This is a genomic window from Sinomicrobium endophyticum (genome assembly GCF_052983315.1).
This window is the reverse complement of sequence record NZ_JBRKIS010000025.1, coordinates 485,773-501,230: the sequence shown is the minus strand read 5'-3', so window position 1 is coordinate 501,230 and position 15,458 is coordinate 485,773. Positions and strand designations below refer to the sequence as shown.

Below are 15,458 nucleotides of genomic sequence, written 5' to 3'. Positions count from 1 at the left end.
ATTTCGTATTTTTATAAAGTTAAAACGGAGAAAGAATGTTAGGATATTATATCATCATAGGAGGAATCGCTTTAATAAGCTGGCTGGTAAGCAACAAGCTGAAAAGCAAGTTCAAATACTATTCGACGGTACATTTGCGCAATGGGATGAGCGGCGCGGAAATCGCCGAAAAAATGCTGGCAGATCACGGTATCCGTGATGTCAAGGTTATCTCTACTCCCGGGATGCTGACGGACCATTACAACCCCGCAAACAAAACGGTTAACCTCAGTGAAGGGGTATACAATCAACGTAATGCGGCGGCGGCTGCCGTAGCATCCCACGAATGCGGACACGCCGTACAGCACGCTAAAGCGTATCAGTGGTTACAGCTACGGTCCAAACTGGTGCCCGTAGTAAGCGTTTCATCCGGAATGTCTCAGTGGCTTATTATCGGTGGGCTTATTCTTGGCATCGCCAATAATTTCGGGTTTCTGATAGCCGTAGCCGGACTAGTACTGATGTCACTCGCTACCATTTTCAGCCTGGTAACCCTGCCGGTGGAATACGATGCGAGTAACCGTGCCCTGGCCTGGTTAAAGAACAAAAACATGCTCAGCCCGCAGGAATACAAGGGAGCAGAAGATTCCCTCAAATGGGCGGCAAGGACATACCTGGTAGCCGCTATCGGTTCCCTGGCCATGCTGCTGTATTGGGCCCTTCGTGTACTCGGTTCGAGAAATTAACGAATCCACATAATTCATACAGAAAACAGCCCGCCTGAGATTCAGGCGGGCTTTTATTTTTATCCGTTTAACCGAAACAACTACCTCCTTCTGGTCGATAAGTTTCGATAACAATGAAGTTCTTTTTTGCCAGGAGTTCTTAATTGTTTAAATTCCATAACTAACAAACTATCCGAACAAAAAAAGGTTGCCTGTTAAGACAACCTCCATTGTTTGGAAATTAATTTTTATAAGTTATTCCTTAATTTTAGGAATACGCTCATCGATAAGCTTAAGTGCTATTCCCTCTGTTCCCATAAGATCGAACAGGTCCAGCGCTTTCCGCATGGTTTGTTCTTCTTCCATCTGCTCTTTAACAAACCACTGTAAAAAGTTCTCTGTTGCCAGGTCATTTACCTTACGGCATTTCAGTACAATATTGTGAATGGACTTCGTGATCGCTATTTCCTGTTCCAGTGCGGACTCGAATATACCTTCGAGAGAATTGAAATCGCGGGTAACATCGGCTACTTCAGGAGAAATCGCCATTCCGCCGTTATCATTGATGAATTTAAATATTTTCATCATGTGATCTCTTTCTTCTTTGGATTGCTCATAGAAGAATTCGGCACTGTTTTCCAAAGCATTGTGATCGCACCAGGAAGCCATAGCCAGATATATGGAAGATGAATGTGCCTCCTTAGCGATCTGCTCGTTTAACAGGTCCATTACATCTACATTTATACTCAATCGTTGTCTTACTAAATCTTTCATCGGTCTGATTTTTATTTTCGCTGTCTTATAATCTTTTACTCTTCTTCTACCTTATAATCTTTTACTCTTCTTCTACAAATTTACAAAAATAACACGTAACTGCCTAAAACACAGAGAATTTGTAACCAGTCTAAGACTAAATATAAATAAGAGGAAATAAAAACCGAGAAAGGGTACGCAATGGACTTTAAACCGCAACCAAAGCGTGAAGTTCGGACATGGCAAATATACCTTGTACAAACATTTTAAGATCAATGACTTCCAGGGTATCCAGAATGAAGAGATGTTCCCTGTTACAAAGTGTAAGTATTTCTATACCATGACGATTTAATTCGGAATCAAAGTGTGCATCCAGGTCCATAGCCAATATTTTCTGTCGGAAAGCCAGTAATTGACAAAAAGACATCCTTATCTTCTTACCCTGGATATCCACAAAAAAACAGCGCCCCTTCTCGGGCTGATACGCCGTATAATACCTGGATTTAAATAATATCGTCTCCATTACGGGAGCGAAATTAATTATTATTTAGAATAAATACAAACTAAATTACAGTTTTTATCATAGAAAATTACAGATTGCAGATTGGCCAATTATCACAGGATAGCTGGGGATCAGGATTTAGTAGTAATACAAAGCTTCACAGAGCAGGCACAAAGAACCACAAAGGACAACTGCGCTGTGTACCTCTGTGTTTTCTTTGCGTGTCTCTGCGTTACAACTTTTTACACTCTTGCAACCTGGAACTTGTAATCTGCCTCCCTTTTACAACTGTATCTGCCTGTCAATCTGCTGGTTCAGGGAAATAAACGTTTCCGTACGGGAAACTCCTTCAATGGTCTGCACTTTGTCATTGAGCAGGTACATCAGGTGTTCGTTGTCTCTACAGAGCATCTTAATAAGTATGCTCCAGTCTCCGGTGGTATAATGGCATTCCAATACTTCAGGAATCTCATTCAATTGTTTAACCGCCTCCGGGTTTCGCATGGCTTTATCCAGGTAAATACCTATAAAAGCCATGGTGGAATATCCCAGTACTTTCGGGTTTATGACAAACTTGGACCCGGCAATCAGTCCGGAGTCGTCCAGTTTACGCAACCGCTGATGGATGGCTGCTCCCGAAATACCGATCTTGCGCGCTATCTCCAGAATAGGCTTTCGCGCATCGTTCATGAGGGAACGGAGAATCTCCTTATCTATCCCGTCAATTTCTACCGTTTCATTAATAATCTTCATAGCACAGATATTAAATTGCAATTAAATATACAACATTTGCAACACATTTACGCTTTAAAACGGCATTACATTAACAAATTATAGATATAATAACGATATTTTATTCTATTCGCTAACAATAAAAAAGGTAACAGGTCCTTAAGCACTCTTCCTAGCCTGCTACATTATGTGGGTTGTATCCCATATAAGGACCTTGTTTTTCCCGAAACACAACCCCCTGTTTTTCCAGTTCCGTTAAAATGGGGCCATACACTTCCTTTTTTAAGGGTATCTGCACGCCAGGAGTGGTAATTTTCCCTTCGAGTATCTGCAATGCAGCCATGGCAACCGGTAATCCGACGGTTTTGGACATCGCCGTAAATTTCCGGTCCTCTCCCGTTACGACCATGCTGGAATCGATCTGGAACTTTTTACCTTCCAGTTCATAGCCGAATTTGTGGTACATCACTATCATGTCCTTATCCTCTTCCGCCAGGCTCCAACTCTCTTCCAGTATCTTTTGAAGTACCTGTGCCGGCGTGGCTTTCGGGAGTTCCACTTTTTTATCCCGGCTGAACAGTCCTAATTCCTCGAGTTTGTTCCACATTATATCGTCCTGGTCGATCTTCAGATAATGGCGCATTTTCAACTCTACGGAGTCCGTCGGGGAATAGGGCAAAAAGGCGTTGACAAAATCGCGATAACTCATGTTTCCGGAATCTTCCATTACATAGCTGTCATCGGTCATTCCCAACTGCACAAACATATTCCACGCCCTGGAAAAACCTACTCTTCTCATGGTTCCGCGGTACAGTGTGAGTACGTCCTCAAGTCCATACGCCTCCCTGTATTTCAGCGAATCCCTGTTGGCATAAGCTTCAAACTTGCCATATCCTTCCACATCCAGGAATTCGGTACGACGGAAAAGCTTGTGGTAAGGGATATACTTATATGTTCCCTCCTGGATAAACTTCGCTGTTCCCCCCTGCCCTGCAACTACCACATTTCTCGGGTTCCATGTAAATTTATAGTTCCACAGGTTGTTATCGCTCTCCGGGGCTACCAAACCTCCGCAGAACGATTCAAAAAGCAGTATTTTCCCGCCGCGGTCGCGTATGCGGTCTATAACGTGCATGGCGCTCATATGGTCTATGCCCGGGTCCAGACCTATTTCATTCATAAACACAAGTCCTTTCTTTTTTACTTCCGCATCCAGCGCCTGCATTTCATCACTTACGTAAGACGCCGTAACCATATGCTTCCCGAAAGTAATACAGTCTTTGGCGACTTCCACATGGAGCCTGGCAGGTAACATGGATATGACCAGGTCCGAAGCTTTCACCGCTTCTTCCCTTTGTTTCTTGTCAAAAATATCCAGATGGATACCATTTATATGATTGTAGGTTTTTTTTAGCCTTTCCAGGTTATCCGTGTCAATATCCCCTACCGTTATATGTATACCTTTTTTCTGTGACTCTTTTGACAGGTAATCGATAAGATATGATGTAGATTTTCCCACTCCGACGATCAAGATGTTTTCCATAATACTTTTCTGATGTATTTTTGTATTGGTTTAAACTACTGTTATTTATTTTTATAACACGAATGTAGTAAATTGTTATATTTATAAAAAATTGCAGCGGGATAAGTTCGCCTTACCATCAACTTTTCTCCTGAATAAAACACTATATGAAAAAAACTATTCTTCTCACAGCAGCACTTTTCGGCTTCCTGGCCATCATACTGGGAGCTTTCGGGGCGCATGCTTTAAAATCCGCTATCGGGGCCGATGCTATTACTACCTTTGAAACAGGGGTTAAATATCAAATGTATCATGCCCTTTTCCTGCTACTGGCAGGTAACCTGCCCGTGCTATCCGAAAAGGCCATGAAAACTATTTACTGGCTGGTTACCATTGGAATTATCCTTTTCTCCGGGTCCATATACGGACTTGCAACTAATAACCTCACCTCTTTTGACTTTAAAACTATCGGAATTATCACGCCTATAGGAGGAACACTCCTCATCATAGCCTGGGGAGTTTTGTTTTTTAACTTTCTGAGGCTTAAAACCAAATAAATATAACACTATAACGATTTCGTTTGGATTAATTTTTACTTTTGTAGTGTAAAAACACACACACTAATTATTTTGTAATGATTAACAACACACTGAACACTAAAACGATTTCGTTAGAGGCGTACGGCATTAAAGATGCCAGGGTTCGTTACCAGCTTTCTCCACAAAAGCTGCATGAGATCACTATTAGTAAAGGGCAGGGTAAAGAGGCTTCTTCCGGCGCTCTTGCCATCAACACCGGTGAATTTACCGGGAGGTCACCAAAAGATCGTTTTATTGTAAAAGACGACATTACGAAGGACAAAGTATGGTGGGGAAACGTCAACATTCCGTTTGATGAAGACCGTTTTGAGCGCCTGTATCAAAAGGTAGCAAAATACCTTTCCGGAAAAGAAGTTTACGCCAGGGACTGTTACGCCTGTGCAGACCCGGACTACCGCACAAACATCCGTGTTATTACGGAATACCCCTGGAGCAATCTCTTTGCTTACAATATGTTCCTGCGCCCTACGCAGGACGAGCTGGAAAATTTTGAAACGGAATGGACCGTTATCAGTGCTCCGGGCTTTCATGCCGATCCTTCGGAAGATGGTACCAGGCAACACAATTTTGCCATTCTCAGCTTTTCTAAAAAAATAGTTCTTATAGGCGGTACGGGCTATACCGGGGAGATAAAAAAGGGAATTTTTTCCGCACTTAATTTCGAATTACCGGTATTTAAGAACACGCTTCCCATGCACTGCAGCGCCAATGTGGGTAAAGACAGCCGTACGGCCATTTTCTTCGGTCTTTCCGGTACCGGAAAAACCACATTATCCGCCGACCCGGAACGCAGACTTATCGGCGATGATGAACACGGGTGGACCGCAGAAAACTCCATATTCAACTTTGAAGGCGGATGTTATGCCAAGGTAATTAACCTTAAGGAAGAAAACGAACCGGACATATACCGGGCCATTAAAAAAGGCGCTTTGCTGGAAAATGTTATTCTCAACAACAAGGGCGAAGCGGATTTTGACGACATCTCCATAACACAAAACACCCGGGTGAGTTACCCGATTAACCATATCCGGAACATCCAGGAACCGTCTATCGGCTATACTCCCGGAAATATATTTTTCCTTACGGCAGATGCCTTCGGCGTTTTGCCTCCGATTTCCAGGCTTACACCCGGTCAGGCTGCATATCATTTTATCTCCGGTTACACCGCCAAGGTGGCTGGTACGGAAGCGGGCATCGATGAGCCCGTACCTTCCTTCTCCGCATGTTTCGGAGCCCCTTTCATGCCTTTGCATCCCACCGAATATGCGGAGATGCTCAGCGCTAAGATGAAAGAATCAGAAGTTAATGTATGGCTGGTGAATACCGGCTGGACCGGCGGGCCGTATGGCACAGGATCGCGTATGAAATTACGCTACACCAGAGCCATGATCTCCGCCGCCTTTAACGGGCAGCTGGAAAAGGTGGCTTTTGAAAATCACCCCGTATTCGGACTGGCCGTACCGCAATCGTGCTCGGAAGTACCCGCAGAGGTACTCAATCCGAGAACTACCTGGAAAGACGTCTCTGCTTACGACAAACAGGCGGAAGCACTTTCCAGCGCCTTTAAAAACAATTTCTCCAGGTTTGAGTCCTATGCCAATGAAGAAATCATGAGCGGAGCTCCTCTTTAGGTCTCACAATCGCCAGAAAACAAAAACCCCCGGCAGTAATTAACCGGGGGTTTTTTTAGTATTTTAAAGTATTCGTCTATTTCTTATTGGCCTCCAGGATATATTTTTCCAGTGCCATAGTCATTGAAGGTGTTTCCGGGGTCGGAGCCTGTATATCTATACGAAGCCCTGCATCGTTGGCAGCATTTACGGTTGTATTGCCGAATACTGCAATCCGGGTATCGTTCTGCTTAAAGTCCGGAAAGTTCTTAAACAACGATTCAATGCCGGAAGGACTAAAGAACACAAGGATGTCGTAATAAACATCTCTCAGGTCCGAAAGATCACTGATTACGGTTTTGTACAAAACCGCCCTTTTCCAGTCTATTCCCAGCTTGTCCAGGCTTTCCGGTACGTCTGTCTTCAAAACATCCGAAGAAGGCAGTAAAAACTTTTCATCCTTATACTTCTTCATCATCGGCGCCAGATCCAGGAAAGTACGTTTTCCCACATAGATCTTCCGCTTCCGATACACTACATACTTTTGCAGGTAATAAGCAACGGCTTCGGACTGGCAGAAATACTTCATCGTATCCGGCACTTTAAAGCGCATTTCCTCTGCGATCCGGAAAAAATGGTCTACCGAATTCCTACTCGTAAGAATAATAGCAGTAAACTTGGTTAAATCTATTTTTTGCTGCCTTACTTCCTTTGCATTAACTCCTTCGACATGAATAAAAGGCCTGAAGTCTATTTTTACTTTTTGCTTTTCTACAAGCTGTAAATATGGTGAATTTTCTACTTTAGGTTCCGGCTGGGAAACCAAGATTGTTTTCACTTTCATATTAACCATTTGTTTGATTTCCTCAACTGAAAAATGCCACTCGGGCAATTATCAGATAAGGTGCTATTTCCAGTGCGCAAAGATACAAAATAAAATAAAACAACTTCTTAAACAGAAATTTTTGATGTTTTTTAAACATCCGCCCCCATGCGATGAAGTTTAACAAAAGAAACAGGGCAATCGTTACGGATAAGACAACCTTCTTATTCATAGGGTTGTAAATAAGCAGTGCTATAAAAGGTAGTAATATAATGGATACCAGGTTTCTGTACGTCAATTTGTAAAAATTGTACTGCTCAAGAAAGTAGTTCAGATCAAAGATAGTAGCGATGATCTTTTCCAGGTAAAACTTGAACAGAACAAACAATCCAAGCCCGGTTATAATTAACAATAAATTGATATTGCGGGGAACAAAATCCAGGTATTCCAGGCTGAGCTTCAATAGCATGCCAAAGACGATCAACTGCACGATAAAGAGCAGAATATTGAACCTGTTGATACTCGGCTCCTGTTCTTTTCCGTATAGTTTTAAATATTTATCGGAAAAAAAAGTTTCCAGAAAACGCTGGAATTTTATTTCATGAGTGATTTTCGCGAAAGTGATCAGGGCAACACAACCGATGAGCAAAATAGTCTCCACGGTGTATTTATCAACCTCCCTGTACAGTATTTCCATATCCATGATATCTGCTTTATCGCTTCCGGCGTTTGTCCGATTAATTTTCTATCGGTATTATATTTCCCTGGAACCCCGACGGATATCCATATTCGGATATGGAGACCCGGAACAGTACGCCATTGTCAAGTTTCTGAACACTGTCCATCCCGGTATGGAGATGTATCGTACTCCCGGGGCTAAGAACTTTGGTCTTTTCCGTATTCCCGAGGGAAATGTTTATAGTGTCCATGATTTGTCTTCTTTCATCGAGCACGAGTCCGTAAAACTTCAGGTCTTCGAATGCTACTGCCTCGTCATAAGGATTGACCAGCGTAAGGGACAGCGAATCCTTCCCCCGGACAATTTTTTTATTATCTACCTGGCACATCAGTTTGCGGAAAGATCTGAAATCTTTTATAAACTTCCCTCTCCATACATGTCCTTTCCCTTTTCCGATACGAACCTTTATAACGGAATCATAATCCTCTCGCCCCGTAATATACGCTACTTTCTGATGCCGGAATTTATATTCGGCACTGTCAATATCATACTGGTTCTGCCGATGTTTTACACTATTCAGCGAATATACCGGTACCCGCGAATAAAAGCCATACATGCTAGCACTGCGATAGGAGTTTTCAAAAACAACCGGCAGGCCCCCTGTTTTTTCATAGAGTTTCTGTGCCCATCTTTTATTTCCGTGGCTCTCGTATTTTATGGGAGATATATTTTCGTTGACCAATACAACCCGGGCCATAAACAATACCACCAGCGACACCATACTTGTAATCCGCAGCCATTTTCGGTATTCCGGCCGGTCTAACGCATACCGGAAAGCGAGAACAATCAATGGTAAAACCGTAAGAATCGGCCACTGTGCCTGTGTTTTCCGGTTAAAGGATGACAACAGGAAAAACCCGATAATTCCCCACACAACAAAAACAAGTGCCCTGTCAAAAATACGGTTTTTCAAATCCCCGAAACGGGTAAATTTATACAGGGCCCAATATATCAAAGGGAAAGAAAAACCGAGAACCACCAGTATATTAAGAATATAGTTCAGGGTGAATTTTACCCGGTAATAACTGTTCGCCCTGCCGGACAAATGGTATTTTAACGGGGCATAGTCCGTTTCGTGCAGCCAGTAAAAATGCGGTACATAAAGCGCCAGGGCCAAAACCGCCGCAGTCCAGAAACGATACCGCAGGAGAATTTTCGGATTAGACAATATAACGAAGCCGATAAGAAGGATAGCGTGGTATTTACTGTACATCATCGCTGCCATGGAAAATCCCAGAATCAGTATCGCCGGTAAATCCGGGCGTTGCAGGAACTTCTTGTATGCAAACAGGAACAAAGCGCCGAAAAACAGCAGGGGTGTATCCGGAAGCATAAAAAAACCATAAGCATTAAACAACGCCACGGAAGCGGACAGCAGGATGAACACCCATATATGGTCATATTTCCTGCGGTCATCAATAAGTTTCCACAGCAGGAAAACAGTACCGGAAAACAGGAACGGTGCAAAAAACCGGACCCCTAATTCACTATCAAACAAACGGGTGCCTATAGCCGAAAAAACAGCAACCATCGGCGGATGATCGAAATATCCCCAATCCAGATTCTGAGAGAAATACCAGTAATAGGCCTCGTCATATATGAGTTGTGTAGTCCCGCTCTGGATAAGATTTACCAGAGTTAAAATCCCCAGAAAAAGTAATAATAATCGTTCTTTTTTATGCGCAATGCTCATGCCTACCGAAAATTTCAAGCAAAAATACTTAATAATATATGAGAATAATACACTATTTTAGCCTTAAAACAGTTCTGTATTGCAAATATCCTCCAGCCACAATAGTTAAAAACGAAGGAAATTCTATTTTTGCATCTTAGTTAAAATTTTTTATGCGCACGGACGGCCTGGTTATTATCCCCACATACAACGAAATTGAGAATATCGAAGCCATTATCAGGGAAGTTTTTCTGTTGAAAAAAGATTTTCATGTTCTGATCGTGGACGATAATTCCCCGGACGGCACTTCTGCAAAAGTCAGAGAGTTGCAACAGGAATTTCCCGAACGTCTTTTCCTGGAGGAACGAAAAGAAAAATCCGGACTGGGAACAGCTTATATTCACGGTTTCAGATGGGCACTCCGCAAAGGATATCCCTATATCTTTGAAATGGATGCCGATTTTTCCCATAATCCGCGAGACCTTGTACGCCTGTTCAACGCCTGCTCTATTCACGGCGCCGATGTTGCCATAGGTTCCAGGTATGTAAAAGGAGTAAACGTCGTGAACTGGCCTATGAAACGGGTACTCCTCTCCTATGGGGCTTCCTTCTATGTGAAGTTTATTACAGGTATGCGTATACACGACCCAACGGCCGGTTTTATCTGTTATAAAAAAGAGGTCATCGAAAGTATTCCTCTCGACAATATACGCTTCGTAGGCTATGCTTTCCAGATAGAAATGAAGTTCCGTGCCTTCCGGAAAAAATTCCACATCGTAGAAGTACCCATTATCTTTAAAGACCGGGAAAAAGGTAATTCTAAAATGAGTGGCAAGATTATTAACGAAGCCGTTTTCGGGGTGCTGTCCATGAAACTCCGGAGCCTGTTCAAAAGAGAAGGCTTTTAAAAAGCGCCAGGAAATTTTAACAATGAACTCGTCTTGAGTTGTTGTATTTGAGCGAAAAGTCATGCTTTTGTCCACTAATGAAGTAATTTTGGAGAAGCATAGCAGCGCTACGGTTCGAGAAAATTACGAAATTAGGGGGCAAAATGATGATTTTGTAGGTAATAGAACAACTCAAGACGAGTTCAATATATAAGCCATTAATACACTAATATTCCATAACTTTTTATTGGTGAATTAAAGGCCGGGCACAAAACAACACGCTCATAAAAGCACAGTCGTTTCCGGACCATTATTCGGAAGCCTGTAAACAGAAGCACCATGAAAACACTGATAAAGAACGCCACCGCAGTAAATGAATTCCGGAAATTCGAAACGGATATTTTAATAGAGGACGAGATCATTACCAGGATCGATAAAAATATCTCCGCTACAGATTGTACGGTGATCGATGCGGAAGGAAAATACCTCCTTCCCGGCGCTATAGATGACCAGGTACATTTCCGCGAACCGGGGCTTACCCAAAAGGCTACCATAGAAACCGAAAGCAGGGCCGCCATTGCAGGTGGAATAACCTCTTTTATAGAAATGCCGAATACCAACCCGCAAACCACTACCATAGAGAAACTGGAAGAAAAGTTTGGTATAGCGGCCAAAACCTCATCGGCCAACTACTCGTTTATGTTTGGCGGGACGAATGATAACCTGGACGAAATACTGCGTGTTGATCCGAAATCCTGTGCAGGGCTAAAGCTTTTCCTGGGGTCTTCTACGGGAAACATGCTCGTAGACGACGAGAAGGTACTGGAAAACATTTTCTCTAAAACCGACCTGTTGATTTCTGCCCATTGTGAGGACGAGACCACGATAAAAAATAACCTGGAGAAGTATAAAGCTACTTACGGCGATGATATTCCCATAAAATACCACCCTATCATCCGCAGTGAAGAAGCCTGTTACCTCTCTTCCTCTCGTGCCGTAGCCCTTGCCGAAAAAACCGGGGCCAGGCTCCATGTTTTTCACCTTTCTACAGCCAGGGAAACCGGACTTTTCCGCAACGATATTCCGCTACGGGAAAAAAAGATCACCGCAGAGGTATGTATACACCACCTCTGGTTTTGCGATGACGACTACGACAGCAAAGGAACTTTTATCAAGTGGAACCCTGCGGTAAAAACTCCGGCAGATCGTAAAGGTTTATGGCAGGCATTACTGGACGACCGTATAGATGTTATCGCAACGGACCATGCGCCTCATACCCTCGAAGAAAAGCAAAATATTTATACCAATGCACCCTCCGGGGGACCGCTGGTGCAGCACGCAATGGTTACCATGCTGGAAGCATATCACAAAGGAAAGATCTCCCTGGAAAAAATGGTGGAAAAAATGAGCCACAACCCGGCCATCCTCTTCCGGATAAAGCAAAGAGGGTTTATTCGAGAAGGATATTTCGCAGACCTGGTACTGGCCGATCTCAACAGTCCGCAAACCGTAAGCAGGGACAGTCTTTTATACAAATGCGGATGGTCTCCGTTTGAAGGTACTACCTTCCAATCGGCAATAACCCATACCTTTATAAACGGTAACCTGGCGTATAACAACGGGGAATTCTCTGCGTACCGGAATGTAAAACGACTGGAATTCGATCGTTAGAAACAAAGAAAAATGAAGACAAAATATATATTTATCCTTCTGGCCATTCTGTTGAGTATTGCTTCCTGCAAAAAAAAGCCGGTAGAAAAACCGGATAATCTCATTCCCAAAAACCAGATGACAGATATTCTGCTGGATGTTGCCCTGGTCAATGCCGCCAGGGGGGTTGGCATGGATGTGCTCAAAAAAAACAACATTGTTCCGGACACCTACATCTATCAGAAGCACCAGGTAGACAGTCTTCAGTTTGCGGAAAGTAACACCTATTACGCTTCAAAACCTTCGGATTATGCCGCCATGTACAAAGAGGTGGAAAAAAAACTTAAGGAGATGAAAGAAGCACAGGATGCGGCGAAGGAAGAAGAAAGAAAAACGGGAAATCTATCCGAAACAGGCCGGGCCAAAGAAGAAGAAATACAATAAAAAAGCGTCGCGATGGTTCTTCGCGACGCTTTCAGGTATATTTTAAAAGCTTTTCTTTTTCAGGATATACATTTCCGCAAAATCACTTTCTATCTCATTCCCTTCCTGGTCCAGCATCTTAATAAAACCTTCTCCGACGAAGTACATATGAGGCTCCCCTGTTTCGGGCGTAAAGGTGATGGTACTTTCCTCTATCTCCCATGTGCCTTCATTCGAAAAAGTGTTTTCTTTGGCTACCCCCAGGTATTCGTTCTCCTCTTTGAAAGTACCGTCTTCGCTGATAGTAACGGTCAATTTTATCCCCTCACAGTCCGCACAGGGAATCGTACCTTCATAAACCCCTTCGAAATCCAGGGAATTTGCTGCATTGTGCATGTCCGGAACTTCAGATTCTTCGATCAATTGTTCCGTATCTACACTTTCCGTTGCTGGTTTTTCCTTGTCCTTACAGGATATCAGGAGCGTCATTACCCCCAAAATTACCACAGCACTCAAAACTATTCTTTTCATGTTCTGTGAATTTATGTTGTTAGTGAACTCGTTTAAATTTTTTCCAATTGGCTGCAAAATGATCTTTTTGCCCCAAATTTTGCCTTTTTATTACTCCGTAGCTCTGCTATGCAGTGCAAAAAAGCCCAAATTTGGAACAAAAATCTCTATTTTTCGCTTCAATCAAAAAAGTTTAAACGAGTTCAATTTATAAAAACATTCCTTCCGGAAACCGGGGTCGGGTTTCCGGAAAAAAGCTATAGGTCAAATTTAATTCCCTGGGCAAGAGGAAGTTCGGTGGTATAATTGATTGTATTGGTTTGCCTTCTCATATATACTTTCCATGCATCCGAACCGGATTCGCGTCCGCCTCCGGTTTCTTTTTCACCTCCGAAAGCACCGCCTATTTCCGCACCGCTGGTCCCTATATTTACGTTCGCAATACCGCAATCGGATCCTTCTACGGACAAAAATCTTTCCGCTTCCCGCAGATTATTGGTCATTATAGCCGATGACAACCCCTGTTTCACCCCGTTCTGTAAGCGAATGGCATTTTCCAGGTCGCCACTGTATTTCAACAGGTAAAGTACGGGGGCAAAGGTTTCGTGCTGTACAATTTCAAAGTGGTTTTCCGCTTCTGCAATAGCGGGTTTTACGTAACATCCGCTCTCATAACCCTCTCCTTCGAGTACGCCTCCTTCTACCAGCACCTTACCTCCTTCTTCTTCCACTTTTTTGAGTGCGTGAAGGTAATTGGCTACGGCATCTTTGTCGATAAGCGGCCCCACATGGTTTTTCTCATCCAAAGGATTTCCGATACGAAGCTGTTTGTACGCAGCTACAACGGCATCTTTAACCTTGTCATATACCTCTTCGTGAACGATCAGGCGACGGGTGGAAGTACATCGTTGTCCACAGGTACCTACGGCGCCAAAAACCGCTCCTATGACCGTATTCTTGATATTTGCGTCCGGGGTTACGATAATGGCATTATTACCTCCTAGCTCCAGCAGGGACTTTCCGAGACGTGCCGCCACGGCCTGCGCAACTATTTTCCCCATACGAATAGACCCTGTGGCAGAAATAAGCGGAACCCGATCGTCCTGCGTCATCATTTCCCCTACCCTATAATCTCCGGTAATAAGGCAGGATATACCTTCCGGCAATCCGTTTTCGGGAAATACCCTCGCTGCGATGTTTTGACATGCTACCGAAGTAAGCGGTGTTTTTTCCGAGCCTTTCCATATACAGGCATCACCGCATACCCATGCCAGGGCCGTATTCCAGCTCCATACGGCAACGGGGAAGTTAAATGCGGAAATAATACCTACTACTCCTAACGGATGATATTGCTCATACATACGGTGCCCCGGCCTTTCGGAATGCATGGTTAAACCGTGTAACTGGCGGGACAGGCCAACCGCAAAATCACAGATATCTATCATTTCCTGAACTTCTCCGAGTCCCTCCTGGTAGGATTTTCCCATTTCGTAAGACACCAGTTTTCCGAGAGGTTCCTTCAGGCGACGCAACTCATCGTTGAACTGCCGTACGATCTCGCCTCTCTGAGGTGCAGGCATCGTCCGCCAGGTTTTAAACCCTTCGGTCGCCGCGGTAATCACTTTTTCATAATCTTCCCGGGTCGTGGTACTTACTTTACCTATAAGCGCCCCATCTACAGGCGAATATGACGCGATAAGATCGCCGCTGCCAAAAAAGTCCTTTCCCGTAGAAGTTCCGTTATTAACATCCGTCAATCCTAATGCCCTAAGGCTCTTATCAATTCCAAAATCGGTAGCAATTAATGACATTTATAACTTTTTTTACTTGGTTTGTTAAATTTTCACGAAGTTACAAATTATTATTTTCTCCGTAAGAAGTTAAAAAATAAAATCCGGCACGCAAAATTCCTTCTTTTACTGAAATCTGCCTTTACAGAACTTACACTGCTCCCGGCAAAAGGTAACGGCTTAACGCTCTTGAAAAGGGAAATTCAGCACGCAATATAGAATATAAAACAAGTGGAATAGATGGGATCATTATAACTATTTCTCCGTTTTATGTGTAATTTTTTATTAACTTTATAAGATATAGACATAAAAACATACGATTATGAAAAAAGTCATTGCAATTATTCTTGTCCTTGCCGGACTCGCGGCAGGATATATGGGCATAAATAAACTGGGAGATAGCGAAAGTGGCCTGGAAATCGGCGACTTTGAAATTAAAGCGGAAGACACTTCTTCCAAAAACACCGCTTATGCCTATCTCGGTGGTGCTGCAATCTGCCTTATCGCCGGAATTGTAATGATAAGCAGGAAAAGCAAATAAA

General features: G+C 43.3%; 16 protein-coding genes. 7 read left to right on the top strand and 9 right to left on the bottom strand.

All coding sequences use genetic code 11. From position 1 onward, the window contains the following. Positions 1 to 35 precede the first annotated feature (35 nt). Complete coding sequence (locus tag ACVBDU_RS10640; RefSeq protein ID WP_447179727.1) at positions 36 to 725, top strand: zinc metallopeptidase; 690 nt, start codon at positions 36 to 38, stop codon at positions 723 to 725. Between the two features lie 234 nt (positions 726 to 959). Here the strand turns inward: ACVBDU_RS10640 and ACVBDU_RS10635 are convergent, their stop codons facing one another. The 4 genes from ACVBDU_RS10635 to ACVBDU_RS10620 all read right to left on the bottom strand — a co-directional run bounded on the left by ACVBDU_RS10635 (position 960) and on the right by ACVBDU_RS10620 (position 4,234). Then, entirely contained in the window at positions 960 to 1,478 is a 519-nt protein-coding gene (locus tag ACVBDU_RS10635; protein ID WP_447179726.1) for a ferritin, read from the bottom strand. Positions 1,479 to 1,665: 187 nt separating this feature from the next. After that, on the bottom strand, positions 1,666 to 1,980 hold the full coding sequence (locus tag ACVBDU_RS10630; protein ID WP_447179725.1) for a hypothetical protein: 315 nt from the start codon (positions 1,978 to 1,980) through the stop codon (positions 1,666 to 1,668). 261 nt (positions 1,981 to 2,241) lie between these two features. Further along, the gene (locus tag ACVBDU_RS10625; RefSeq protein WP_447179724.1) at positions 2,242 to 2,712 is read right to left on the bottom strand and encodes an Lrp/AsnC ligand binding domain-containing protein; all 471 of its coding nucleotides are present in this window, start codon (positions 2,710 to 2,712) and stop codon (positions 2,242 to 2,244) included. A gap of 151 nt (positions 2,713 to 2,863) precedes the next feature. Continuing rightward, a complete protein-coding gene (locus ACVBDU_RS10620; protein ID WP_447179723.1) occupies positions 2,864 to 4,234 on the bottom strand; it encodes a saccharopine dehydrogenase family protein in 1,371 nt (456 codons plus the stop codon). Positions 4,235 to 4,380: 146 nt separating this feature from the next. Between ACVBDU_RS10620 and ACVBDU_RS10615 the strand changes: the two genes are divergently transcribed. Beyond that, positions 4,381 to 4,770 carry a DUF423 domain-containing protein gene (locus ACVBDU_RS10615; RefSeq protein ID WP_447179722.1) on the top strand — a complete coding sequence of 130 codons (390 nt, stop codon included), beginning with the start codon at positions 4,381 to 4,383 and terminating at the stop codon, positions 4,768 to 4,770. Positions 4,771 to 4,847: 77 nt separating this feature from the next. Then, positions 4,848 to 6,443 carry a phosphoenolpyruvate carboxykinase (ATP) gene (pckA, locus tag ACVBDU_RS10610; RefSeq protein ID WP_447179721.1) on the top strand — a complete coding sequence of 532 codons (1,596 nt, stop codon included), beginning with the start codon at positions 4,848 to 4,850 and terminating at the stop codon, positions 6,441 to 6,443. Positions 6,444 to 6,519: 76 nt separating this feature from the next. On the opposite strand, the gene ACVBDU_RS10605 is transcribed toward pckA, so the two are convergent. The 3 genes from ACVBDU_RS10605 to ACVBDU_RS10595 are packed head-to-tail and all read right to left on the bottom strand — an operon-like array spanning position 6,520 to position 9,677. Further along, on the bottom strand, positions 6,520 to 7,266 hold the full coding sequence (locus ACVBDU_RS10605; RefSeq protein WP_447179720.1) for a uroporphyrinogen-III synthase: 747 nt from the start codon (positions 7,264 to 7,266) through the stop codon (positions 6,520 to 6,522). A gap of 22 nt (positions 7,267 to 7,288) precedes the next feature. Beyond that, positions 7,289 to 7,948: a DUF4271 domain-containing protein gene (locus ACVBDU_RS10600; protein WP_447179719.1), complete on the bottom strand. Its 660-nt coding sequence runs from the start codon at positions 7,946 to 7,948 to the stop codon at positions 7,289 to 7,291. A 34-nt stretch (positions 7,949 to 7,982) separates the two neighbouring features. Beyond that, complete coding sequence (locus ACVBDU_RS10595) at positions 7,983 to 9,677, bottom strand: ArnT family glycosyltransferase (protein WP_447179718.1); 1,695 nt, start codon at positions 9,675 to 9,677, stop codon at positions 7,983 to 7,985. 152 nt (positions 9,678 to 9,829) lie between these two features. On the opposite strand from ACVBDU_RS10595, the gene ACVBDU_RS10590 reads away from it, so the two are divergent. The 3 genes from ACVBDU_RS10590 to ACVBDU_RS10580 all read left to right on the top strand — a co-directional run bounded on the left by ACVBDU_RS10590 (position 9,830) and on the right by ACVBDU_RS10580 (position 12,637). Further along, entirely contained in the window at positions 9,830 to 10,564 is a 735-nt protein-coding gene (locus ACVBDU_RS10590) for a polyprenol monophosphomannose synthase (RefSeq protein ID WP_447179717.1), read from the top strand. Positions 10,565 to 10,882: 318 nt separating this feature from the next. After that, positions 10,883 to 12,214 carry a dihydroorotase gene (locus ACVBDU_RS10585; RefSeq protein WP_447179716.1) on the top strand — a complete coding sequence of 444 codons (1,332 nt, stop codon included), beginning with the start codon at positions 10,883 to 10,885 and terminating at the stop codon, positions 12,212 to 12,214. 12 nt (positions 12,215 to 12,226) lie between these two features. Further along, the gene (locus tag ACVBDU_RS10580; RefSeq protein WP_447179715.1) at positions 12,227 to 12,637 is read left to right on the top strand and encodes a DUF4296 domain-containing protein; all 411 of its coding nucleotides are present in this window, start codon (positions 12,227 to 12,229) and stop codon (positions 12,635 to 12,637) included. Positions 12,638 to 12,679: 42 nt separating this feature from the next. Here the strand turns inward: ACVBDU_RS10580 and ACVBDU_RS10575 are convergent, their stop codons facing one another. Both ACVBDU_RS10575 and amaB read right to left on the bottom strand, forming a co-directional pair. Continuing rightward, positions 12,680 to 13,147, bottom strand: coding sequence for a copper resistance protein NlpE (locus tag ACVBDU_RS10575; RefSeq protein WP_447179714.1), 468 nt, complete (start codon positions 13,145 to 13,147; stop codon positions 12,680 to 12,682). Positions 13,148 to 13,383: 236 nt separating this feature from the next. Next, positions 13,384 to 14,937 (bottom strand): L-piperidine-6-carboxylate dehydrogenase, encoded by a 1,554-nt coding sequence (gene amaB / locus ACVBDU_RS10570; protein WP_447179713.1) that lies wholly within the window; start codon positions 14,935 to 14,937, stop codon positions 13,384 to 13,386. 301 nt (positions 14,938 to 15,238) lie between these two features. On the opposite strand from amaB, the gene ACVBDU_RS10565 reads away from it, so the two are divergent. After that, positions 15,239 to 15,457, top strand: a complete 219-nt coding sequence (locus ACVBDU_RS10565) for a hypothetical protein (RefSeq protein ID WP_447179712.1) — start codon at positions 15,239 to 15,241, stop codon at positions 15,455 to 15,457. Position 15,458 lies beyond the last annotated feature (1 nt).